Below are 23,484 nucleotides of genomic sequence, written 5' to 3'. Positions count from 1 at the left end.
CGGAGCGATTCCGTCCCCGTTTTTTTCTGGTCAGGGGGAACAGAGATGAAATTTACCATATTGATGGGTAGCCCCAGGTCCCAGGGCAACACCGCTGCTTTGCTGGCGCCCTTTCTGGAGGAGTGCCGTTTCCTGGGCATACAGACCCAGTGTATCCACCTGTATGATAAAAAGGTAGGGCCCTGCCTGGGCTGTATGGCCTGCCAGGATGTACCTGACAGTCTGGGCTGTGTTCAGAAGGACGATTTTGCCCAGATATTTCAGGAGATGGAGGACTGCGACGTGATCGTGCTGGCGACCCCTGTCTATGCCTTTTTCTGCACCGCGCCTATGAAGGCTCTGTTGGACCGGGCCATCTACGCGGGCAATAAGAACTATGGTAGGACGAAAGGGGCAGCCCTGCTGAACGGCAAACGGGTGGCCTCCATCGTTACCTGCGGATACCGGCCGGATCGGGGGGCCGACCTCTGGGAGGAGGGCCTGCGCCGCTGGTGCAAGCACGGGAAGGCGGAGTATCTGGGGATGTTCTGCCGCCGGGATCTGGGGAAATCTGTGCCTTTCATGGATGAGGAAAAGGAGTCTGGAGTCCGAGACTTTGCCCAGGCCATCTACTTATCCATCCGGATGGAGGAAGTATGAGCAGAACGATTCAATTGACACCGCGGCTGCGGATGGTGGCTGATTTGCTCCCCAGAGATGTCGTTCTGGTTGACGTGGGCACAGACCACGCCTACCTGCCCGCCGTTCTTCTGCTGGAGGGAAAGATCAGAGGGGCCATCGCCGCTGACCTGCGACCCGGTCCCTTGAATCGGGCCAGAGCTACCGTAGAGGAATTCGGCTTGGAGGGAAAAGTCAAGTTCTGCCTGTGTGACGGTCTGGCGGAAATCTCGCCGAGAGAGGCGGACGCCGTAGCCATCGCGGGGATGGGGGGAGAAACGATTGCCGCCATCCTGGCCGCTGCTCCCTGGACACGGGACATGGGGACCCTATTGGTCCTTCAGCCCATGTCGTCTATGGCGGACCTGAGGGGGTGGCTGGGGACCCACGGCTACCGGATTGAGGCGGAGGAGCTTTCCTGTGAAGGAGATACACTTTATACAGCTATGGCAGTCAGGGCGGGCGAGATGGGTCCAATGACTGACGCTGAACGCTGGGTGGGGAGGAACAGCCCCCATCCCTTGCGGGGGAAGTGGCTGGACCAGTGGCTGAAGCGGGTAGAGAGGGCCCTGTCTGGGATGGGACAGGCCAGGGAGGACCGGGCGGCCCACCGGCGTGTAGAACTGGAGCGGGTCCGGGCGGGACTGCTGGAGATGAAAAGGGAGTGGCAAGAGTGGCAGATGTGATGGAGGTCTACCGGGCCCTGGACGGCTGGGCGCCCTTTGAAACACAGATGGACTTTGACAACGCCGGCTTTTTGGTGGGCAGGGGGGAGCGGCCAGTGAGCCGTGTCCTTGTAGCGCTGGACATCACGGAACAAGTGGTGGAGGAGTCCGGGCTATGGGGCGCGCAGTTGGTCGTGTCCCACCATCCAGTCATCTTCCATCCGGTAAAAACGATTACGGACGCCTCACCTTTGGGACGGACCCTGCTTCGGCTGGCAGAGCTGGGTATCGCCGCCATCTGCGCCCACACCAATTTGGACGCGGCCCAGGGGGGAGTCAACGACGTGCTGGCCCACAGGCTGGCGTTGGTGGACACAGCGATGCTCCACCAGGACGGAACAGACTGTCAGGGTCGTCCTTACGGAATCGGCAGGGTGGGCCGGGCCCATCAGGAGGGGCTGGATGCGTGCCAGTACGCCGCTTTTGTAAAGGAACGACTGGGTGCCGCGTCAGTCCGCTATGTGGATGGTGGAGTGCCGGTGAATAAGGTGGCGGTGGGCGGAGGCTCCTGCGGGTCCATGCTGTCAGAAGTTCTGGCTGCGGGGTGCGACACTTTTGTGACCGCCGATGTAAAATATGATGTGTTTTTAGAGGCGAAGGCTCTGGGGATTAATCTGATGGACGCGGGCCACTACGCCACGGAGCAGGTGGTCTGTCCCCAACTGGTCCAGTTCCTAGAGAAGCGATTCCCACACATGGAGGTCCGGCTGTCCAGCGGACACAGGGAGGTCTATGGGAATGTCTGACATGCGGTCCGCTCGCCATGAGATGGGGAAAGAAGTGCTGGCGATCTTCCTTCTCCTGATGGCCAGGGCCTGTGCTTTTGGCGTCCAGTACTGGCCCCAGCTGGACGACTACATCCAGTACCACAACTACGCTCTGTCTGAAAGTTTCTGGGAGCTCCAGACATCGATGGGGCTCCTGGCCTCACGACCGCTGGCGGGGCTGGCGGACTACTTTATCTGGGGCTCTATGTACGACTATATGATCCTGGGTGTAGCGATGATCTCCCTTGCGCTGGCTGTGAGCGCCGTACTGCTCAAACGGCAGTTGAGCCGGTACTTTTCTATTGGTCCTCTTTTTCTGGTGGTAATGACCCTTCTGCCCTTGGGTGTGGAGGGGACCTATTGGATGTCCGCGTCCACTCGGGTGGTGTGCGGCCTGCTGATGGCGGTACTGGCGGCGGAGGCCTTTTTGCGGTGGATGGACACGGGACGTTGGTATTGGGCGTTGTCTTTCCTTTTCCTCCAGTTACTGCCCTATGGGTTTTACGAGCAATCCGGTGTTTTTTCCGTAGCTCTTATCGTAGGCATGGCTATTTTAGAGATAATCCGGGACTGGAGGAGGTGGAAGCGGGCGCTCCTGTCCCTGTGGGGCCTGCCCGCCATGAAGCTTTACCTGGAGATGACTGCGCTGCTGGCCTCCGATGGGGTGTACAGCGGACGGACGGAAATGGTCACGGTCAACACCCCTTACTGGTGGGATACCTTTTTGCCAGAGGTGTTGGACCAGATGCGGTCTGTCTTTGTGGAAGGGATGGGGGCCACGCTGTTTCAGGGACTGGCCCGCGTTTTCCAGTGGATCCTCTCCGGACAGCTGCTGTTCTGGGCGTTCCTCACGGCGGCGTTAGCTGTGCTGTGCTGGCGCCTCTTTCCAAAGAAGGAGGCGGGGCGGGGAACACTGTCCCCCTGGCTTGCGATTGTGGCAGGGGTACTTCTCTTCCTGGCGCCCATCAGTATCTTTTTTGTGCTGGCAAATCCCTGGTTCTCATTCCGTGGAGCCGTCACCTCCTTTGCTGGGCTGGCTCTGGTGTGCGATACCGCGGTAATGGCCCTCTGGTCCAGGCTCCCCGGCCGCAAGCAGGGGCCGGCGGTGCTGGCTACCCTGGCCGCGCTGATATTCTGCTGGGCTGGGGCCGCTGATATCCACGATTATCGCCAGACCTGGGAAACAGACCAGTATATTGGCCAGATGACCGTCCAGGCCCTGCAACAGGATCTGGAGCCGGAGGACAACGGCCGGGTCGGCATCTTGGCGGTAGAGCCTACATATCTGTCAAACCAGACCTATTATTATCATGAGCACATCCATGGCTGCACCGAGAGCGCCTGGGCCTTTCAGGGCCTGATGACCAGTCTGGACGGTTCGCGCTCCTGGAATGTCACACCTCTGCCCACCGATCCCATGTACCGCCAGTGGAACGCGGCCTCCAACCGGCCGGATACCTTTGACCACCTCTATTACTTTGACGGGGCGGAGCTGATACCGGCGGTGCTGGAGAAAGAGGGAGAGACGGAGTGCTCCATCTATGACCAGGAGGGGCGGCTTCTGGGTGTGGTGCGGGAGGAGGACGGTGTCGGATACTTTTTCCGGCCGGAACAGCTGTCCTGATTTGTAAAAAAGGGGAAAAAGTCCTTGCAATCCACTGAAAATTGTGATATGATTCCTTAGTCTGAAAACGGGTGGTCCTCTGCGGCGGCGCTCTAATCGTGTGTGCGCCAGAAAAGCCGGCATGAACGCCTATATAACAGGAGGAAATGTAATATGGATCTAATGCAGGCTTTTACCGAGAAGTACAAGAAGGCTGAACCCCCCGTCGTGGCCATCGGCGACACTGTCCGTGTCCACCTGAAGGTCAAGGAGGGCAACCGTGAGCGTATCCAGGTGTTCGAGGGTACCGTCATCGCCAAGAAGCACGGCGGCATCGAGGAGAGCTTTACCGTCCGCCGTATCTCTTATGGCGTCGGTGTGGAGAAGGTATTTCCTGTCCACGCCCCCTCTGTCGAGAAGATTGAGGTGGTCCGCCACGGTAAGGTCCGCCGCGCCAAGCTGTACTACCTGCGCAACCGCGTGGGCAAGGCTGCGAAGATCAAAGAGGCCCTGTGATCCACAAAAAAGGAGCGGTTTGTGCCGCTCCTTTTTTCTATCCGGCTATCAGCGCTAAAATTAGCAGGTGGGCGGGGTAGAAGAAATACCACAGATATTTACCCACCGGAAAGGTGAGGCCTTTTTTGCCATTGTAGCGGAAGGTGAGAGCTACTCCAAGGAGAGGACCGATGGTGTTGACCGCCCATAGGTGTATCCAGCGCCAGGTCAATGTACCGGCGGCGGCTTGGGAGAGGAGATCCCAAGTCAGAGCGTAACGGGTCACGGGCAGAAGAAAGAGGAACAGCAGGAATTTTCGACTTACGCTCCAGTGGTCAGTCAGATAAAAGGCAAGGATCAAGATGAGGTACCGGCCCGTTCCCTCCGCCAGCGCCAGGACCTCCGCTACCAGAATGACGGCCGCCGCCAAGGTCCATCCCAGCCAAGGATGCAGTCGATTACCATGCTCAAAGAGCCACAGGGTGATTAGGCCCCAAAAAAGTGTGAATATGATGTTCCCATGCATCCCAAATAAGAGGTAATAAGGCCACTCGGACAAACAGGCAAAGACCAACAGCCGCAGAGCATACTGCTTGACGCTATGGGTGTATCGGTAGCCATTGGCAATGAAAAACAGAAACACTGGGGCTGCGATGCGGCCGATATAATCCGTAAGGGACTGTATAGCCAGCGCGATATGGGGCGTTTCTGTGGCGTGGGGAAAAAAGAGGTCCCAGACAAACCAGGATACTGGCCAGACACTGGTTACATGGTCGAACAGCATGGACAGCAGGGCCACGAGTTTAAGAGTAAAAAAGCTCATATTATCTTCCTCCAGAATATGTTTCGAGGAAGAGAATAACATGGAAATCTTACAAATTTTTGGTTGTCTTTCTTTCAAATTTCTGAAATTTTGGGAGGTGTCCCATATGAATATTCAATGGTATCCTGGTCACATGACCAAGACCCGTCGGCAGATCGAGGCTGACCTGAAGTATGTTGATATTGTGGTAGAGATAACCGACGCCCGCATCCCGGTGTCCAGCCGAAACCCGGACATTGACGCCATCTGCGCCGGGAAGCCCAGGCTGATTGTCCTGAACCGGGCGGACCAGGCTGACCCGTCCATGACTGGGCTGTGGACCGCTTGCTTCAAAGGAGAGGGGTACAGCGTACTGGAAACAGACGCCAAGTCCGGCCGGGGCGTCAACCAGTTTTCTGCGGTCGTGCAAGGGGCGCTGAAGGAGCAGATCGCCAAGTGGCGGGAGAAGGGCCAAGTGGGTCGCCCAGTCCGGGCTATGGTGGTCGGAGTACCCAACGTGGGCAAGTCTACCTTTATCAACAAGGTAGCGAAAAAAAAGTCAGCCAAGGCGGGTGATCGGCCTGGAGTCACCCGAGGCAAGCAGTGGGTTAATGTGGATCAGTCCCTGGACCTTCTGGATACTCCGGGGATCCTATGGCCCAAATTTGACGACGAACAGACCGGGCTCCATCTGGCCTTTACTGGAGCGGTGAAGGACGATATCATGGATGTAGAGACCCTGGGCTGTCATCTGATGACCCTGCTGGCTCACCGCTATCCCGACGCCCTGATGGCCGGCTATAAGCTGGCCGCTCTGCCCCCGCGGGATGGGGAGGAAAATGACGTGGCCTATGGCTACCGACTGCTGGAGACCTGCGCACAGAAGCGGGGGATGCGGATTTCCGGGGGGGGGCTGGATACCGAGCGGATGGCTCGTGTCCTTCTGGATGAATACAGGGCTGGCAAGCTGGGACGCTTCACACTGGAAGCGCCGGAAAGGGAAATGTGAATGGACCGCTATACCTATGAGAGAGAGGCGCTGGCGGCTGGATACGGGCTGGTTTGTGGCTGCGATGAGGCGGGGGCCGGACCGCTGGCCGGGCCGGTGTACGCCGCCGCCGTTATCCTGCCTTTGGGTCTGGATGTCCCTGGGCTAGACGACTCAAAAAAATTGACGGCAAAGAAGCGGGAGTCCCTGTTTCCCTTTATTCAGGAGCAGGCTCTGGCCTGCGCGGTCGCCTGGGTGGATGCCGACGAGATAGACGCTACGGATATCCTAAGCGCCCGAATGAGGGCTATGCAGCTTGCCATCGATGGACTGCCTGTCCACCCTGACTTTGCGTTGATCGACGGCAACCGGGACAGGGGGCGGACCTCCTCCATCACCGTGCCCCACCGCTGTATCGTGAAGGGGGACAGCCTGTCGGCCTCTGTCGCCGCCGCCTCTGTGCTGGCCAAGGTGAGCCGGGACCGCTTCATGCTGGAGATGGCGGAGCGGTATCCCCAATACAGATTTGACCAGCACAAGGGCTATGGTACCAAGCTGCACTATGAGCTGCTGCGGCGGTATGGCCCCAGTCCAATCCACCGCCGCACATTTTTGAAAAGCCTATGAGCGGACAGGAGAGCAGATTGCTGGGCCGATGGGGGGAGGCCTTGGCGGCTCAATGGCTGCGGGAACGTGGCTGCCGGATCCTGGCCGCTGGCTGGAGATGCCGCCAAGGGGAGATAGACCTGATCGCACGGGAGGGGAACTTCCTGTGTTTTGTGGAGGTAAAGCTGCGCAAGAGTGGCAGCTTTGCTCGTGCCGGTGCCTTTGTGGATAGCCGGAAGCAGGAGAAGCTGCGTCTGGCCGCCCAGCTCTACCTAGCCGAAAACCCCACACAGCTCCAGCCCCGTTTTGATGTGGTGGAGATCTATGCCCCTCAGGGGACGGAAACGTGCCGCCCCCAGATTTCTAGAGTGGAAAACGCCTTTTAGGCCATCCACATTTCTCTCGGTTTTTCTTTCCTCAGAACTTGACCTGGGACCGGGAAACTGTCATAATAGAGCACAGTGGTCCTGTCGGATGGCAGGTAATACCGTTTTTGACTTTGTGAATCAAGATGGGAATGATCAAGATGCAATATGTCAGCACAAGAGATGTAAGTACCTCTTATATGGCCTCCCAGGCCATTATCCAGGGGTTGGCTCCAGAAGGGGGCCTGATGACCCCCTTCTACATCCCCAAGCTGCCCGGTAAAGCCCTGGAGGACTTAAAGTCCATGTCCTACCAGCACCGGGCGGTTTACATCATGAAGCAATTTCTGGAGGAGTTCTCCGTTAAGGAGCTGACCGACTTCGCGGCGGCCGCCTATGGCCCGGAGAAGTTTGACACCCCGGCAGTCGCCCCTGTGCGCTCTCTGGATGGGAATACCCACTGCCTGGAGCTGTGGCATGGCCCTACCTGTGCCTTCAAAGATATGGCGCTCCAGATGCTGCCCCACCTGCTCACTGCCTCTTTGACCAAGAGGGAGGAGGAAAAGACTGTCTGCATCCTGGTGGCCACCTCCGGCGATACAGGCAAGGGAGCCCTGGAGGGCTTTAAGGATGTACCCCATACCCGCATCATGGTGTTCTATCCAAGGGACGGCGTGTCCCAGGTACAGGAGCTCCAGATGGTCACCCAGGAGGGGAATAACGTGGGGGTGACCGCGGTGCGAGGCAACTTTGATGACGCTCAGAGCGGCGTCAAGCGGCTGTTTTCCGATGGGGAACTGCGCAGAACTCTAGCGGACCGGGGATTTTTCTTCTCCTCCGCCAACTCCATCAACTGGGGCCGTGTTCTGCCCCAGATCGTCTACTACATCTCCGCCTACTGCGACCTGATGCGGGATGAGAAGATTGCTCCGGGCCAGACCATCAATGTCTGCGTGCCAACCGGCAATTTTGGCAATATCCTGGCCGCCTACTATGCCAAAGAGATGGGAGTGCCCATCGGCAAACTGATTTGCGCCTCCAACAGCAACAACGTCCTGACTGACTTCATCCGTACCGGCGTGTACGACCGCAAGCGTCCATTTCACAATACTATGTCCCCCTCCATGGACATCCTGATTTCCAGTAACCTGGAGCGTCTCCTGTTTGCTTTGACCCAGGACACCCAGGAGGTCAAGCAATATATGGAGCAGTTGAACACCAGCGGCCGGTATGAGGTTCGCAAGCCCATTCTGGAGCGGCTGCAGAAGCTCTTCCAAGGTTACTGCTGTGATGACCGGGAAACGCAGCGTGTCATTGGTGAGGTGTACCGTCAGCACGATTATCTCATCGATCCACACACCGCCGTGGCCTTCTCTGCCCTGGACCAGTATCGGAAGGAGAGCGGAGATGATACCCCCTGTGTGGTGGTGTCCACTGCCAGTCCCTTCAAGTTCTGCGACAATGTGCTGGGAGCCCTGGGGGTGACGGAAGTGGAACAGGGGCTGGACGCTCTGGACCAGTTGTCCGCCAAGACCGGACTGCCCGCTCCCGCTCCGTTGTCCTCTCTGCGTAACAAGGAAATTCGCTTTACGAGGACGGTGGAGAAAGAGAATATGGTGGACGCGGTGCTGTCCATGCTGGTGTGAGCCCATGGCCCTGTATGCCATTGGAGATACCCATTTATCCCTCTCCAGCGGAAAGCCTATGGATGTTTTTGGCGGGGGCTGGACGGGGTATGTGGATAAGTTGAAAGAGGGCTTCTCACAGATCCGCCCGGAGGACACGGTGGTCTTGTGCGGCGACCTATCCTGGGCCATGGGATTGGAGGAGGCGAGGGAGGACTTCGCTTTTCTAAACGCCCTGCCTGGGAAGAAACTGCTGATGAAGGGCAATCACGACTACTGGTGGAATACCGCCGCCAAAATGGAGCGGTTCTTCCAGGAAAATGGATTTACCACCTTCCATCTGCTCCACAATAACTGCCATTTCTATGGGGACATCGCCCTGTGCGGGACCAGGGGATGGTTTTATGAGGAGGACAGGGAGGGGCACGGCACCAAGATTTTCAACCGGGAGCTGATTCGGCTGGAGGCGTCCCTGAAGGCCGGGGGGGAGAAGGAAAAATTCTGCTTTCTCCACTACCCCCCTCTCTATCAGGGTTATCGCTGCCAGGAGATCATCGACCTGATGGAGCGGTATGGCGTTACCCGCTGCTACTATGGCCACCTCCACGGCGGAAGCCACCGTCTGGCGGCCTCTGGAAAGCATGGCGGCATTGAGTACCACCTGGTTTCGGCGGATTATTTGGGGTTTCGACCGGAAAAGTTGGTGGAAGATTGAAAAATTCATGGAAAATTCTTAAAAATCCTCTGGTCAAACAGAGAGATATCTGGTAAAATATCGTGGCGAAAGTAAAAAGGCGCTGTTCTTTCCCCCTTTGGGATGGAGATGCGCCCACAGGAGGAAGTAAACAAATGAAGGTCACCAGTGTTGAGAAGAAAGAGAAAAGCACCGTCGAGCTGACCATCCAGATCGACGCCGCCCAGTTCGAGGCCGCCGTTCAGAAGGCCTATCTAAAGAGCCGCGGCTCTATCTCCGTCCCCGGCTTCCGCAAGGGCAAGGCCCCCCGCAAGATCATCGAGGGGATGTACGGCGCTGGCGTATTCTATGAGGATGCTATCAACGACGTCTACCCCTCCGCTTATGAGGAGGCTGTCAAGGAACAGGGGCTGGACGATGTAGGCTATCCAAAGATGGAGATCGTTGAGGTGGGTAAGGAGGGCTTTACCTTCAAGGCTCTGGTTTCTGTCCGACCCGAGGTCAAGCTGGGTACTTACAAGGGCATCACTGCCCCTAAGGAGGAGCCCAAGATTACCGAGAAGGACGTCGACGAGGAGATGAAGCCCTTTGTCGAGCGGGCGACCCGCCTGGTCAGCGTCAAGCGCAAGGCCAAGAAGGGCGACACTGCCGTCATCGACTTTGAGGGCTTTGACAACGGCACCCCCTTTGAGGGAGGCAAGGGCGAGAACTACGACCTGAAGCTGGGCTCCGGCGCCTTTGTTCCCGGCTTTGAGGAGCAGATTATCGGCATGAAGGCCGGCGAGGAGAAGGACCTGGATATCACCTTCCCGGAGGACTACCATGCGGATCTGGCCGGCAAGGCTGTGGTATTCCATGTGAAGGTCAACGAGGTCAAGGAGTCCCAGGCCCCCGCCGTTGATGATGAGTTTGCCAAGGATGTGTCCGAGTTTGAAACGCTGGAGGCCTTCCGGGCCGACCTGAAGGAGAAGGTCACCCAGCGCCGCCAGCAGCAGGCTCAGGCTGACTTTGAGAACGCCGTGATGGATCAGCTGGTGGAGGATATGGAGTGCGAGATCCCGGACGGCATGGTGGAGGTCCAGGTGGACCGCCTGATGGACGACTACGCCATGCGCCTCCAGGGTCAGGGCATCTCCATGGACGATTATATGAAGATGATGGGGATGAGCCCGGAGATGCTGCGCACCTCCGCACGTCCCGCCGCCCTGAAGCAGGTGCAGACTGAGCTGGCCCTTACCGCCGTGGCCGACGCCGAGAAGCTGGAGGTCACTGAGGAGGAGCTGGAGGCTGAGTTCAGCCGTCTGGCTGAACAGTACGGCCTGAAGGTTGAGCAGGTGAAGGCAGCGGTTCCCGCCGAGGACCTGAAAAAGGACCTGCGGCTGAAGAAGGCCAGCAGTCTGGTCATTGCTGAGGCCAAGGCTGGAAAGGCCAAGAAGAAGGCTGCTGCCAAGAAGACGGAGGCCGCCGAGGCAGCTGCTGAGGAAGCCCCTGCCGAGGAGAAGCCTAAGCGCGCCCGCAAAAAGAAGACCGAGGAGCCCAAGGCTGAGTGATGCTGTCACGTCCGGGGTGGGGAACCGCTCCGGGCGTGTCCATATTTTTGCAGACGTGGAGTAACAAGGCGCCGGTGAGGCCATGGAGCAGGGCGGCACGCCGCCCGCTCCTGAGATCGTCCCTTTTTCTCTGGTGGGCCGGAGGAATCATTTTCCGGCTGGACGGGTATACTCTGGTATCACCGTCCCAAAAGAAGGAGTATGTGATTATGAGTTTAGTTCCTTATGTAGTAGAGCAGACCAACCGCGGCGAGCGGTCCTATGACATCTTCTCCCGCCTGCTCAACGACCGTATTATCATGCTGTCAGAGGAGGTCAATGACACCACAGCCTCCCTGGTGGTGGCTCAACTGCTGTATCTGGAGGCCCAGGACCCGGATAAGGATATCCAGTTCTATATCAACAGCCCCGGTGGCTCTGTTACCGCCGGAATGGCCATCTATGACACCATGCAGTATATCAAGTGCGATGTGTCCACCATCTGCGTGGGGCTGGCAGCCTCTATGGGCGCCTTCCTGCTGGCTGCTGGAGCCAAGGGTAAGCGGCTGGCTCTGCCTAACGCTGAGATCATGATCCACCAGCCCTCCGCCGGGACCCAAGGCCAGATCACCGATATGGCCATCCACCTGAAGCGGCTGGAGGTAGTCAAGAGCCGGATGAACCGCATTCTGGCGGAGAATACCGGCAAACCCATTGAAGTGGTCACCGCGGACTGTGAGCGGGACAACTTTATGACCGCTCAGGAGGCCATGGAGTATGGCCTGATCGATAAGGTCATCGATAAGCGCTGACCTGGAGAACGCTCAGGGTCAGCCCCGATTTCCCACCATAGAGTTTATGAGGTGTACCAATGGCGCGAAATGATGAAAAAAGCATCCGCTGTTCCTTCTGCGGAAAGCATCAGGACCAGGTCCGCCGGATCATTGCCGGGCCTGGGGCCTATATCTGCAACGAGTGTGTCCAACTGTGTATGGGGATTCTGGACGAGGACAACGACCCCATCCAGGATGCCTTAGACAGCGATATCCCCGATGTAATCCCCACCCCAAAGGAAATACACGCTGTTCTGGACCAGTATATTATTGGACAGGAGAAGGCCAAAGTGGCCCTCTCTGTGGCCGTGTATAACCATTATAAACGCATCTACTTCGGCGGGGCGGAGGATGTGGAGCTTCAAAAGAGCAATATTCTGCTCATGGGTCCCACCGGCTGCGGGAAGACTCTGTTTGCCCAGACACTGGCTCGAGTGCTGAAGGTCCCATTTGCCATCGCTGACGCCACCACACTGACTGAGGCGGGCTATGTGGGTGACGATGTGGAGAACATCCTGCTGCGTCTGGTTCAGGCGGCCGACTACGACATCGAGCTGGCGGAGCGGGGCATCATCTACATCGACGAGATGGATAAGATCGCCCGCAAAAGCGAGAATACGTCTATTACCAGGGACGTGTCCGGCGAAGGGGTGCAGCAGGCCCTGCTGAAGATTCTGGAGGGTACCGTGGCTAATGTCCCCCCACAGGGCGGACGGAAACATCCCCACCAGGAGTTTATCCAGATTGATACCAAGAACATTCTCTTTATCTGCGGTGGCGCCTTTGACGGCATCGACAAGATCATTGAGAACCGCCTGGATAAGCGAACCCTTGGCTTTGGGGCGGAGATCCAGAGCAGGAAGGAGCGCAACGTGGGCCAGTTGATGGCCGAGGTCCAGCCCCACGACCTGCTGAAATTCGGCATCATCCCGGAGTTGGTAGGCCGCCTGCCTGTCATCACTACCCTTCAGTCTCTGGACCGGGACCAGATGGTCCAGATCTTGACGGAGCCCAAAAATGCCCTGGTCAAGCAGTACCAGAAGCTATTGGAATACGACCAGGTGGAGCTGGACTTCAGCCGGGAGGCCCTGGAGGCGGTGGCCGACGTGGCAGTAAAGCGGGGCATCGGTGCTCGCGGCCTCCGCGCGGTGCTGGAGGAGATCATGACCAAGGTTATGTACGACGTGCCCTCTGACCCAACCATCGTGAAGGTAACCATTACCGCCGCTACCGTGCAGGATGGTGCTCCGGCTGAATTGACCTATGACCCGGAACGCTGCCGCCGTCCCCGTCTGGGGAAAGCGGCGCTTAAGGCCGAGCGCGGCGGTGTCCCCGGCACCAACGCCGGATAAAAGAGAAATCTTGAATGCCCCGCGGAGCCCCCGGATCGGCGGGCCCCGGGGCATTTCGCTATATCGACCAGAGAGGAAGTGACCACATGACGACCACACAGAAGGATATCCTCCACACCAGCACTATGCCGGTCATCGCTCTGCGGGGGCTGACCATCTTCCCCAATGTGCTGATCCATTTTGATGTGGCCAGGGATATCTCCATCAAATCCTTGGAAACTGCTATGACGACCGGCAGCCCTGTGTTTCTGGTGGCCCAAAAGGATATCTCCGTGGAGGTGCCGGACCAGCGCGACCTGTACGTGGTAGGAACCATCTCCAATGTACGCCAGATCCTCCGTATGCCAGGAGACAATGTCCGGGTTATGGTAGAGGGGCAGGCCAGAGGCAAGCTGCTCCGCCTCCTGCGGACCGAGCCCTATCTGGAGGGGGAGATACTGGAACTGCCAGAGGAGGAGCGGACTGGAACAAGCGCCCGGACCGAAGCCCTAATGCGCTCCACCTACGAGCTCTTTCAGCGGTATACGGAGCTGGCCCCTAAGGTATCTCCAGACCTGCTGATCCATGTATTGGCCAGCCAGGACCCAGGCTATATCTCTGACTATATCGCCCAAAACATCCCCATGCGAAACAGCGACAAGCAGACCATCCTGGAGGAGCGGCGGCCCCTGCGCCGCCTGGAGAAGCTGCATCGGCTGCTGGACCGGGAGGTGGAGATACTGGCTCTGGACAACGAGATACAGAGCAAAGCCAGAGAGCAGATGTCCGACCAGCAGCGGGATTACTACCTCAGGGAGCAGATGAAGGCCATCCAGAACGAGCTTGGAGAGGGTGATGGGGCCGACGAGTTCGAGGAGTACCGTCAGAAGATCGCCAAGGCCGCCCTGCCTGATGAGGTGCGGGAGAAGTTGACCAAGGAGCTGAACCGGCTGACCAAGCAGCCCTTCGGATCCTCGGAGGCCACTGTTCTGCGCAGCTATCTGGACGTATGTTTGGAGCTGCCTTGGGGAAAATACACCAAGGAGAAGATCAGCGTCCCGGCTGTCCGCCGGGTGCTGGACCAGGAGCACTACGGCCTGGATAAGGTGAAGGAGCGCATCCTGGAATTTGTGGCAGTCAAGCAGCTGGCCCCGGCGTTGAAAGGACAGGTACTCTGCCTGGTGGGCCCGCCCGGAGTGGGCAAGACCTCCATCGCCATGTCTATGGCAAAGGCTATGAACCGGAAGCTGGCCCGTCTCTCCCTGGGCGGCGTCAGCGATGAGGCGGAGATTCGGGGGCACCGCAAGACCTATGTGGGAGCCATGCCGGGCCGCATCATCACCGCAATCCAGCAGGCGGGCAGCTGCAATCCGCTGATCCTGTTGGACGAGATCGACAAGCTGGGCCGGGACCACCGGGGCGACCCCTCCTCCGCGCTTCTGGAGGTGTTGGACGGAGAACAGAATGCCACCTTCCGGGATAACTTCCTGGAGGTCCCCTTTGACCTGTCTCAAGTCCTGTTTATTACCACCGCGAATACTCTGGATACCATTCCCCGGCCTCTGCTGGATCGGATGGAGGTCATCGAGCTGTCCAGCTACACCGACGAGGAGAAGGTTCAGATTGGGAAAAAGCATCTGCTTCCGAAGGAGATGAAGCGCCACGGCCTGGAAAAGAGCCAGCTGAAGGTATCCGACAGCGCCCTGCGGGAGATCATCTCAGCCTATACCCGGGAATCGGGAGTTCGGGTGCTGGAGCGAATGCTGGCTGCCATCTGCCGCAAAACCGCAATGAGAGTGGTTTCAGATGGCGTAAAGTCGATTCACATTACAGAAAAAGATCTCAAGGAGTATCTGGGGGTCCCACGCTACTACCCCGAGCGGCAGGCCCTGGAAGAGCGGATAGGCGTGGTCAATGGCCTGGCCTGGACCTCTGTGGGCGGCGAGCTGCTGGAGGTGGAGGTGAATGTGGTCCCAGGGGCCGGAAAGGTAGAGCTCACCGGAAATCTGGGAGATGTGATGAAGGAGAGTGCTTACGCCGCACTCAGCTTTATCCGCAGCCAGTCAGACCGGCTGGGGATCCCCGCCGATTTTTATAAGGAGAAGGATATCCACGTCCACTTCCCGGAGGGAGCCGTCCCCAAGGACGGGCCCTCTGCCGGCATCGCCATCACTACCGCCATGGTGTCCGCCCTGACTGGCTGCCCGGTGCGCCGTGGCATCGCCATGACCGGAGAGGTCACCCTCCGCGGCCGTGTCCTGCCCATCGGCGGTTTGAAGGAGAAAACGATGGCCGCCTTCCGAAACGGCATCAAAACGGTCATCCTGCCAGCGGACAACGGCAAGGACTTAGAGGAGATCGACCAGACGGTACGGAAGGCTCTCCAGTTTATCCTGGTAGAGCGGGCAGACCAGGTGCTGTCGGCAGCCCTCTCACACCCGCTGTCCTCCGCGGAGGAGCAGAGGGAGCCGTCCGCTCCAGTCCTGGGGACTGCAAAGAGAGCCCCTGGTCCCCGGCTGCGCCAGTGAGGAGGGGATAGGATGCCTGTCAACCTGCAAAAGGCGGAATTTATCCTGTCCGCCGCTTCCGCAAGGGACTTCCGGACCGACGGGCTGCCTCAGGTGGCCTTCGCCGGCCGTTCTAATGTGGGTAAGTCCTCGGTCATCAACCGGCTGTTGGGCCGAAAGAATTTTGCACGGGTGGGTGCCGCCCCGGGCAAGACCATCCACATTAATTACTTTTTGATTGATGGGGGCTTCTACCTGGTGGACCTGCCAGGATATGGCTACGCCAAGGTGTCCAAGAGTGAACGAGACCGGTGGGCGCGGCTGATGGAGTCCTACTTCGCCCATCCGGAGCTGATGACCCTGGGGGTGATGATTGTAGACTCCCGGCATAACCCCACCGCCGATGACTGTACCATGGCCCAATGGTTCCGTGACACAGGCCGGCCCATGGTAGTGGTGGCCAACAAACTGGATAAGCTGAAAAAGAGCGAGATCGGTCCCAACCTCCAGAGGATCCGGGAAACCCTGGAGCTGGACGAGGAGACCATCGTTATCCCCTTTTCGGCTGAGAAGGGGACCGGCAGGGAGGAACTGCTGTCGGCTATCCTGTCCGGCGCCGGAGTGAGCTGAAGGATCCCCGGTATGCCCTGCGGCATACCGGGGATCTTTGTACAGGAGAGACTTTATTCTCTATATTGGGAAACCGCTGTTCACGCCTTGTGTTTTGGCTCCATAGCTGGTATAATATTCTGACACAATTTTCCCAAAAGAGGTGAGCCCATGGAAGCACCCATCTACCACCTGGAAGGGGTGGTGAAGGCCAAGGAAGAAAATATGGAGGACTTCGTGGGCCCGCTGGACCTGATTCTCCATCTTTTGAGCAAGAATAAGATGGAGATCAAGGACATTCAGATATCGCTGATCCTGGACCAGTATCTGGAATGGATGAACAAGCGGAAGGAATTGGACTTGGAGGTGGCCAGTGAGTTTATCACAATGGCCTCTCATCTGATCTATATCAAGACTCGGATGCTCCTGTCCATCCACGATGAAGAGGCACTCAGCGAGGTGGAGCAGCTCATCGCTACACTAGAGGCCCATCAGAGAAATGAAAATTTTTTGAAAATCAAGGAAGTCATCCCTGTGCTGGATACCAGGTTCCACTATGGGCGGGACTATCTGACCAAAGTGCCGGAGCCGGTCCAGCCGGACAGGACCTATCGCTATGTCCATGACAGGGAGGATATTTGGAAGGCTATGACCGCTGTATTGTCCCGGACAGACAACAAACTCCCGCCTCCTGTTTCCGCCTTCCAAGGCATCGTGGGCCGGGAGCCCTACCCCGTGACAGACAAAGCGGGAGAGATCGTCCGGCGGTTGCTCCAGTTCGGCGTTACCCGCTTTCGGGCCCTGTTCAAGGGGAACCGGAGCCGCTCCGAAGTGGTGGCTACTTTCCTGGCAGTGCTGGAACTGTGCAAAGCGCGCCGGGTCAGGTTGGCGGGTACCGAGTCGGACTGTACCGTCACCTGCACCCAGGCGGAGGGGGAGACGCCGGCGGAGTTTACCGCCGACAGCTACTAAGAGGAGGATAGCTCTGTGGAACTGAAGGAATTGGAATCCGCTCTGGAGGGTGTCCTCTTTGCCTCTGGAGAGCCGGTGGCTGTGGAGCGGCTGTGTCTGGGGCTGGAGGTGGACAGGCCCACCCTGGACGCTGTGGCCCAGCGGCTGATGGACCAGTACAGCTATGAGCGGCGGGGAATACGGCTGATCAAGCTGGATACCAGCTATCAGCTGTGCTCCGCGCCGGAGTTCGCCCCCTATATCAGAAAGACGCTGGAGAGCCGCAAGCCGGCCCGCCTGTCTCAGCCCGCCCTGGAGGTACTGGCGATTATCGCCTATTATCAGCCGGTGACCCGTGCCTATGTGGATCAGGTGAGGGGGGTAGACAGCTCCTATACGGTGGGGCTGTTGCTGGAGCGGGAGCTGATTGAGGAGGCGGGCCGCCTGGCTGTCCCCGGACGGCCGCTCCTGTTTCGGACCACCAAGAACTTCCTGCGTTCCTTTGGGTTGTCCAGCCTGGAGGAGCTGCCTGAGCTCCCCGACTCCTCCCAGGAGGGGAGTCAGATGACCCTGGAGCTGGAGGCGGCGGTAGCCAGGCTTAGGGCGGAGGAGGAGCAGGGGGCCGGGTTGCCGGCGGAGGACGGGCCATGAAGCTCCTGTTCACGGTGGCCGCCGTCCTGCTGGCCCTGCTCCTGCTGGGACAGGTCCGGGTGGGCTGTGTTGTGTCCTATCAGCAGGAGGGGCTGTTCCTCTGGCTGCGAACAGGGGTTGTCCGAATCAGAGTGCTCCCTTGGAAGCGGAAAAAGAAGGAAAAGCCTGTCCGGGGAAAAAAGATGGGAACGGACCTGACAGAAGAAAAACCTGTCCGCGTGAAGGGCGGGGGGCTGGAGTATGCCAAAAGGCTGCTCCCCATCGCACTGGAGGCGGCGGGACAGTTTCAGAAGAAGCTGAAAATAGATATCCTGGATCTGGAATTGACCATAGGCGGTCAGGACCCTGCGGACGCGGCAATGGCCTATGGATGGGCAAACGGGGCCCTGGGCGCCCTGTGGTATCCCCTGGTAGAGGGGTTCCATATAGTAGATGGCCGGGCTAGGGTCAGGCTGGATTTGGAGGCTCCTGCCGTCAGTCTGCGGGGAAGGGCCTCCTTGTCCCTGAAGCTGGGGCAGATATGCCGGCTGGCGGTGTATTTTGGGATAAAAGCTCTGCGGGCTGTCATGGCGGCGCGTGGGGAACAAAAAGAGCAGAATGTGAGAAAGGCGGCCTGAGGGTATGGAAAAAAAGGACCATCTAAGTGAACTGATGAGCGTCACCATGGAGCACGTGAGGGCCATGGCGGACGCCAACACAATCATTGGCACCCCTATTCAAGCAGATGGAGTTACCCTGATCCCCGTGTCTAGGCTGTCCTTTGGGATAGCGGGCGGCGGGACCGAGTTTTCTACCAAAAAGCAGCCAGCCAGCGATCCGGCCTTCGGTGGGGGTAGCGGAGCCAGTGCTAAACTGGAGCCGGTGGCCTTTCTGATCCTCCGGGGAGGCTCCGTGAAGCTGCTGCCTGTGGCTCCTCCTCCCGCCACTACGGTGGACCGGGTCATTGAAGCGGTGCCCGAGGTAGTGGACAAGGTAACGGACTTTATTGAAAAGCAGCAGGAAAAAAAGGCACAGGAGGCGGAGCGGGCGGATTTTGCCGAATAAAGCCAAATTCGCAAAAATTTCCGGGCAACGAAAAAAGTTAGACTGCCATACTATGGTCACCTATGTTTTTGAAGAAGGTGACCGATATGAAACGGATCATGAGTTTGTGTCTGGCGGTGCTGACAGCGGCTGTTGCACCTGCCGCGGCCGCGGCGGCCTCCGGAGCGCCTGGTACCTCCGCCGCCTCGGTAGTCCTGATGGATGGAGAGAGCGGGCGGGTGCTATATGAGCAGAACGCCCATGAGCCGCGTCTTATCGCCAGCATCACCAAGCTGATGACCGCCCTGGTGGCCCTGGAATCAGGCCATGTGCTGGAAGAAGAAGTGACCATCTCCGGGGAGTGGGCCGGGGCTGAGGGCTCCTCCATCTACCTGCGGGCGGGGGAGCGGGTAAGTCTGGAGGCGCTGCTCTACGGGATGCTCCTACGCTCTGGAAACGATGCCGCTCTGGCGGTAGCCGGATACTGCGGCGGTACGGTGGAGCGGTTTGTGGACCGGATGAATCAGAAGGCTCAGGAGCTGGGGATGGCAGATACCCATTTCGCCAATCCCAATGGGCTCAACGCGGAGGGGCATTACTCCTCTGCCTATGATATGGCGTTGCTGGCCCAAGCCTGCCTGAAGAATGATACCTTGGCGCAGATAGTGTCCACCAAATCCATCACCATAGGGACCAGAACATTTACTAACCACAATAAGCTGTTGTGGCAGTATGAGGGCTGTATTGGACTGAAGACAGGATATACCGAGAAGGCAGGGCGCACATTGGTGTCAGCGGCCAGAAGGGAAGGGACTGCGCTGATCTGCGTCACTCTCAGTGACCCCAACGACTGGGCGGACCACACCCGTCTCTTTGACTGGGGTTTCTCCCACTATCGTGCGAAGGAACTGACACGTGCGGGGGAACAGGTCTGTCAGCTCCCGGTGGCGGACAGTCTGATCCCAGTGTGTCCCATATCAGCGGCCGAGGATTGTTCTGTGGCCTTGGCAGAGGGGGAGAAGCTCCAGTATGATATTCTGCTGGACCAGGAACTTCTGACCGCTCCGGTGGAGAGGGGGGCCCCTTTGGGCAGGGTGGTGTTCCGCTTGAAGGGGGAAGAAGTGGCGGATATCCCCCTGGTAGCCGGCGCCGATATCCCGCGGGACAGCGTATCGGTCCGCGGGCTGTGGGACAGGCTGTCGGACCGGTTGGCCCAGCTTTCGGAGAGATAGAGAAAGAGAAAGGCGGACCATGGAAGAACGACTGCAAAAGCTGATATCCTCCTGCGGACTGGCTTCCCGGAGAACGGCGGAGGAGTGGATTTCCTCTGGACGGGTCACAGTGAATGGAGAGAAAGCCCATCTGGGGGATCGAGCGGACCTGGACCGGGATCAGGTGCTGGTGGATGGCAAAAGGCTGCGCCCCGGGGGAGCACGGACCTACCTGATGCTCAATAAGCCCCGTGGCTATGTGTCCACCCTCTCTGACGAGCAGGGGAGAAAGACCGTGGCGGATCTGGTGTCCGGTTGCGGCGCACGAGTGTGGCCCATCGGCCGGCTAGACCTGGATTCGGAAGGGCTGCTCCTTCTGACCGATAACGGGGAGATCACCCACAGGCTCCTCCATCCCAGCCACGAGGTGGAAAAAGAATATCTGGTCTGGGTGACTGGAAATGTAGAGAAAGCCCTGCCCATTCTGTCCGGCCCAATGGTGTTGGACGGGGAGAAGCTGGCTCCCGCCCAAGTTCGGCGGGGGCGGACCAGCGGAGGGGTGTCCCAGATGTCTGTCGTCATCCACCAGGGGAAAAACCGGCAGGTGCGCCGGATGTGTGCCCAGGCAGGACTCAATGTGCTGCGGCTGAAGCGGATTCGGGAGGGGGCGCTGCACCTGGACAGGACACTGGCCCCCGGAACATGGCGTAGGCTGACGGAGCAGGAGGTGCTCCTGCTGACGGGAGAAGAAACTACAGATAATTGAACAAGCTGCTCGGCGCTTTTTGCAAGAAAAAATGAATTTCTTGCAAAAAGCGCTTGCATTTTTGCAGGAAAACGGGTATGATAATCCACGAAAGGCGTGTACGCTTTGACTGACGTATAGTATCAGAGGGGTTTCTATATAAACGGGAGATGAGAACCATATGAATCGTGACATTTTGGCCCTGATACAGGAGAATATGCATACCTTTTCCAAGGGACAGAAGCGGATCGCTAGCTTTATCCTGGAGTCCTATGATAAGGCTGCCTTTATGACAGCCAGCAAGCTGGGCAAGAAGGTGAATGTGAGTGAGTCTACCGTGGTCCGGTTTGCTGCTGAGTTGGGCTATGATGGATACCCGGATATGCAGCGGTCGCTGCAAAAGATGATCCGTAACCGGCTGACATCCGTTCAGCGGATTGAGGTGACCAATGATCGGCTGGGCGACCAGGATCTGCTGTCTATGGTCCTGCAATCTGACATCGAGAAGATACGTCTTACCCTGGAGGAGCTGGACAGGGACAGCTTTGAGAAGGCTGTTGACGCCATCGTGTCTGCCCGGAAGCTCTACATCATCGGTGTCCGGTCCTGCGCGGCCATGGCAACCTTCATGTCCTTCTATTTCAATTTGATTTTCGATAATGTAGTCAAGGTATCCGCCACTACAGCCAGCGAGGTCTTTGAGAGCCTCCTACGAGTGGGGGAGGGGGATGTGGTTATCGGCGTCAGCTTTCCCCGGTATTCCAGCCGCACGGTTCAGGCGATGAACTTTGCACGGAGCCGGGGGGCAACTACCATCGCCATTACAGACAGCGAGGTATCCCCCCTGTCGCCCATCTCCACCTACACACTGAAGGCGCGTAGTGATATGGCCTCCTTTGTCGATTCTCTGGTGGCGCCCCTCTCACTGATTAACGCCCTGCTGGTGGCGGTGAGCCGGAAGAAAAATGACGACCTGGCCAATACCTTTGAGGACCTGGAGAAAATCTGGGAGGAGTACGGCGTCTATGAGAAGGTGCAGGAGTGAGCGGTACCCATTATGATCTGATTGTGGTGGGCGGTGGGGCCGCGGGTATGATGGCGGCCATCACCGCCGCCCGTCTGGGGGCAGAGGTCTGCCTGTTGGAGCGCAACCCCAAAGTGGGCCGGAAACTGTATATCACTGGCAAGGGCCGGTGTAATGTGACCAATCACTGTACGCCGGAGGAGGCACTAGCCGCCACGACCAGGAATGGACGTTTTCTATACAGCTCTATAAGCCGCACCACACCCGCCAATGTAGAGGAATTTTTTACCGGACTGGGCGTGGAGCTGAAGGTGGAGCGTGGGAATCGGGTATTCCCGCGGTCGGATAGGGCTTCGGATATCATCGACGCCTTATTCCAGGAGTTAAAACGGCTGAAGGTTCCGGTGATTCATGAGCGGGCTTCTGAAATCTGTATTCAGGATGGCGCGGTGCGCGCCGTGGAAGTGAGAAAAGATAAGGGCAGGACTGGATTTGGCTGTAAAGCGGTCATCCTTGCTACGGGAGGCGTTTCCTATCCCGCCACTGGCTCCACTGGGGACGGGTATCGGATGGCGGAGGCATTGGGCCACACCATTGTGGAGCCGTGTCCCTCGCTGGTTCCGCTGGTGTCCCCAGACTCCTGCTGTGGGCAGATGCAGGGACTGACTCTAAAAAATGTTCAGTTGACGGTCCGGGGACAAAAGGGTAAGATAGTATACCGTGAGCAGGGTGAGCTTTTGTTCACCCACTTTGGCCTGTCCGGTCCGCTGGTGCTGTCAGCCAGTGCTCATATGCGGGATTTTGAGAGAGTTAAGTATGTCTGCTCCATCGACTTAAAGCCAGCACTGGACGAGTCCGTTTTGGATGCCCGCCTGCTGCGGGAGCTGGGGGAAAACGCCAACAGAGATATGGGCAATTTATTAGGTAGCCTGGTCCCAAAGGCGATGATTCCTGTCCTGCTGGCGCGTGCCGGCATCCCAGGGGACAAAAAGGCCCACAATGTGACCCGTGAGGAGCGCCGCCGCCTGTTGGAAGCGCTGAAACATTTTACAGTACCCGTGTCCGGACCACGGCCTATTGAGGAGGCCATCATCACTTCCGGCGGTATCAAGGTGGGCGAAGTAGACCCAAAGACCATGCAGTCCAAAAAGGTGCCTGGCCTGTTTTTTGCCGGGGAGCTGCTGGATGTGGACGCCTATACCGGCGGCTTCAACCTCCAGATCGCATGGGCTACCGGCCGAGCGGCGGGGAAAGGGGCAGTGGAGTTTATAGGGGCCGGATAAGGGGGACGCACATCTCGCACAGGTGCCGGGCGATCATCGGGGCGGCGTACCGCTCGATGATGGGGCGCCTCCAGTCGGCCGGCAGGCCCTGGGTCAGGACAGGCAGGTCTTTCCAGAAGGAGAGAATGTCGGCCTCTGTGTGGGGCACTTCAAAGACGACATAGAGGCCGTCCTCCAAGGTCCTTGTTTCCAGACTGGTGGACTGTCCCCGGCGGAGGACCAGACCCAGATCATATCGGAGCTTTTCTGCCGCCACACGGGCGGGATCGTCCAGGGCGATGCCAAAAATAACAGACTGGGCGTCCAATAGCTGCTCCCGGTCTAAGGTTTGCTTAAAGTTCTCCATAAAATGCCGGTTGTGCTGGCCGTATGGGCCGATGCTCCTTTGATATGCCAGGGTAATGTTCTCAAATCTCTCCTGTATCATAGGACCTCCATATTGCAATAAAATTACGGTGAT

General features: G+C 58.2%; 25 protein-coding genes. 23 read left to right on the top strand and 2 right to left on the bottom strand.

Going from position 1 to position 23,484, the window contains the following annotated elements:
- The first annotated feature begins 45 nt into the window (after positions 1-45).
- The 5 genes from MCG44_RS08845 to rplS all read left to right on the top strand — a co-directional run bounded on the left by MCG44_RS08845 (position 46) and on the right by rplS (position 4,268).
- Entirely contained in the window at positions 46-639 is a 594-nt protein-coding gene (locus MCG44_RS08845; protein ID WP_186852505.1) for a flavodoxin family protein, read from the top strand.
- Positions 636-1,343 (top strand): tRNA (adenine(22)-N(1))-methyltransferase, encoded by a 708-nt coding sequence (locus MCG44_RS08840; protein ID WP_240287783.1) that lies wholly within the window; start codon positions 636-638, stop codon positions 1,341-1,343. Before MCG44_RS08845 ends, MCG44_RS08840 begins: the two co-directional genes overlap by 4 nt.
- The gene (locus MCG44_RS08835) at positions 1,322-2,128 is read left to right on the top strand and encodes a Nif3-like dinuclear metal center hexameric protein (RefSeq protein WP_240287781.1); all 807 of its coding nucleotides are present in this window, start codon (positions 1,322-1,324) and stop codon (positions 2,126-2,128) included. The genes MCG44_RS08840 and MCG44_RS08835 overlap by 22 nt, the downstream gene beginning before the upstream one ends.
- On the top strand, positions 2,121-3,773 hold the full coding sequence (locus MCG44_RS08830) for a glucosyltransferase domain-containing protein (RefSeq protein WP_240287779.1): 1,653 nt from the start codon (positions 2,121-2,123) through the stop codon (positions 3,771-3,773). The genes MCG44_RS08835 and MCG44_RS08830 overlap by 8 nt, the downstream gene beginning before the upstream one ends.
- A gap of 153 nt (positions 3,774-3,926) precedes the next feature.
- Entirely contained in the window at positions 3,927-4,268 is a 342-nt protein-coding gene (gene rplS / locus MCG44_RS08825) for a 50S ribosomal protein L19 (protein WP_147572234.1), read from the top strand.
- Positions 4,269-4,305: 37 nt separating this feature from the next.
- On the opposite strand, the gene MCG44_RS08820 is transcribed toward rplS, so the two are convergent.
- Entirely contained in the window at positions 4,306-5,070 is a 765-nt protein-coding gene (locus MCG44_RS08820; protein WP_240287777.1) for a TraX family protein, read from the bottom strand.
- A 106-nt stretch (positions 5,071-5,176) separates the two neighbouring features.
- On the opposite strand from MCG44_RS08820, the gene ylqF reads away from it, so the two are divergent.
- The 18 genes from ylqF (at position 5,177) to MCG44_RS08730 (ending at position 23,024) form a co-directional block, all read left to right on the top strand.
- Positions 5,177-6,058 (top strand): ribosome biogenesis GTPase YlqF, encoded by an 882-nt coding sequence (gene ylqF, locus MCG44_RS08815; protein WP_240287775.1) that lies wholly within the window; start codon positions 5,177-5,179, stop codon positions 6,056-6,058.
- Positions 6,059-6,664 (top strand): ribonuclease HII, encoded by a 606-nt coding sequence (locus tag MCG44_RS08810; RefSeq protein ID WP_240287773.1) that lies wholly within the window; start codon positions 6,059-6,061, stop codon positions 6,662-6,664. It begins immediately after the preceding gene.
- 17 nt (positions 6,665-6,681) lie between these two features.
- Positions 6,682-7,029, top strand: a complete 348-nt coding sequence (locus MCG44_RS08805) for a YraN family protein (RefSeq protein WP_240287772.1) — start codon at positions 6,682-6,684, stop codon at positions 7,027-7,029.
- 140 nt (positions 7,030-7,169) lie between these two features.
- A complete protein-coding gene (thrC, locus tag MCG44_RS08800) occupies positions 7,170-8,654 on the top strand; it encodes a threonine synthase (protein WP_240288901.1) in 1,485 nt (494 codons plus the stop codon).
- Positions 8,655-8,658: 4 nt separating this feature from the next.
- Positions 8,659-9,348 (top strand): metallophosphoesterase, encoded by a 690-nt coding sequence (locus MCG44_RS08795; protein ID WP_186852511.1) that lies wholly within the window; start codon positions 8,659-8,661, stop codon positions 9,346-9,348.
- Between the two features lie 134 nt (positions 9,349-9,482).
- A complete protein-coding gene (tig, locus tag MCG44_RS08790; protein ID WP_147572240.1) occupies positions 9,483-10,877 on the top strand; it encodes a trigger factor in 1,395 nt (464 codons plus the stop codon).
- A gap of 209 nt (positions 10,878-11,086) precedes the next feature.
- On the top strand, positions 11,087-11,668 hold the full coding sequence (clpP, locus tag MCG44_RS08785) for an ATP-dependent Clp endopeptidase proteolytic subunit ClpP (protein WP_147572241.1): 582 nt from the start codon (positions 11,087-11,089) through the stop codon (positions 11,666-11,668).
- A gap of 59 nt (positions 11,669-11,727) precedes the next feature.
- Positions 11,728-13,041 (top strand): ATP-dependent Clp protease ATP-binding subunit ClpX, encoded by a 1,314-nt coding sequence (clpX, locus tag MCG44_RS08780; protein WP_147572242.1) that lies wholly within the window; start codon positions 11,728-11,730, stop codon positions 13,039-13,041.
- Positions 13,042-13,127: 86 nt separating this feature from the next.
- On the top strand, positions 13,128-15,548 hold the full coding sequence (lon, locus tag MCG44_RS08775; protein WP_240287770.1) for an endopeptidase La: 2,421 nt from the start codon (positions 13,128-13,130) through the stop codon (positions 15,546-15,548).
- 12 nt (positions 15,549-15,560) lie between these two features.
- Positions 15,561-16,157 (top strand): ribosome biogenesis GTP-binding protein YihA/YsxC, encoded by a 597-nt coding sequence (gene yihA / locus MCG44_RS08770; RefSeq protein ID WP_147572244.1) that lies wholly within the window; start codon positions 15,561-15,563, stop codon positions 16,155-16,157.
- 150 nt (positions 16,158-16,307) lie between these two features.
- A complete protein-coding gene (locus MCG44_RS08765; protein WP_147572245.1) occupies positions 16,308-17,108 on the top strand; it encodes a segregation and condensation protein A in 801 nt (266 codons plus the stop codon).
- A gap of 15 nt (positions 17,109-17,123) precedes the next feature.
- Positions 17,124-17,738, top strand: coding sequence for an SMC-Scp complex subunit ScpB (scpB, locus tag MCG44_RS08760; protein ID WP_147572246.1), 615 nt, complete (start codon positions 17,124-17,126; stop codon positions 17,736-17,738).
- Positions 17,735-18,355: a DUF2953 domain-containing protein gene (locus MCG44_RS08755; protein WP_147572247.1), complete on the top strand. Its 621-nt coding sequence runs from the start codon at positions 17,735-17,737 to the stop codon at positions 18,353-18,355. Before scpB ends, MCG44_RS08755 begins: the two co-directional genes overlap by 4 nt.
- 4 nt (positions 18,356-18,359) lie before the next feature.
- On the top strand, positions 18,360-18,782 hold the full coding sequence (locus MCG44_RS08750) for a GerW family sporulation protein (RefSeq protein WP_240287768.1): 423 nt from the start codon (positions 18,360-18,362) through the stop codon (positions 18,780-18,782).
- A gap of 86 nt (positions 18,783-18,868) precedes the next feature.
- Positions 18,869-19,993 (top strand): D-alanyl-D-alanine carboxypeptidase family protein, encoded by a 1,125-nt coding sequence (locus MCG44_RS08745; RefSeq protein WP_147572249.1) that lies wholly within the window; start codon positions 18,869-18,871, stop codon positions 19,991-19,993.
- A gap of 19 nt (positions 19,994-20,012) precedes the next feature.
- On the top strand, positions 20,013-20,738 hold the full coding sequence (locus MCG44_RS08740) for a pseudouridine synthase (RefSeq protein WP_147572250.1): 726 nt from the start codon (positions 20,013-20,015) through the stop codon (positions 20,736-20,738).
- Between the two features lie 160 nt (positions 20,739-20,898).
- Positions 20,899-21,762: a MurR/RpiR family transcriptional regulator gene (locus MCG44_RS08735; protein ID WP_147572251.1), complete on the top strand. Its 864-nt coding sequence runs from the start codon at positions 20,899-20,901 to the stop codon at positions 21,760-21,762.
- Positions 21,759-23,024, top strand: a complete 1,266-nt coding sequence (locus tag MCG44_RS08730) for an NAD(P)/FAD-dependent oxidoreductase (protein WP_318653898.1) — start codon at positions 21,759-21,761, stop codon at positions 23,022-23,024. Before MCG44_RS08735 ends, MCG44_RS08730 begins: the two co-directional genes overlap by 4 nt.
- Here MCG44_RS08730 and MCG44_RS08725 read toward each other — a convergent pair.
- Positions 23,008-23,451 (bottom strand): GyrI-like domain-containing protein, encoded by a 444-nt coding sequence (locus MCG44_RS08725; RefSeq protein WP_240287766.1) that lies wholly within the window; start codon positions 23,449-23,451, stop codon positions 23,008-23,010. The two genes, MCG44_RS08730 and MCG44_RS08725, sit on opposite strands and share 17 nt — an antisense overlap.
- Positions 23,452-23,484: the final 33 nt, after the last annotated feature.

This window comes from Lawsonibacter sp. OA9, assembly GCF_022440585.1.
This window is presented reverse-complemented; position numbering and strand designations above follow the sequence as displayed.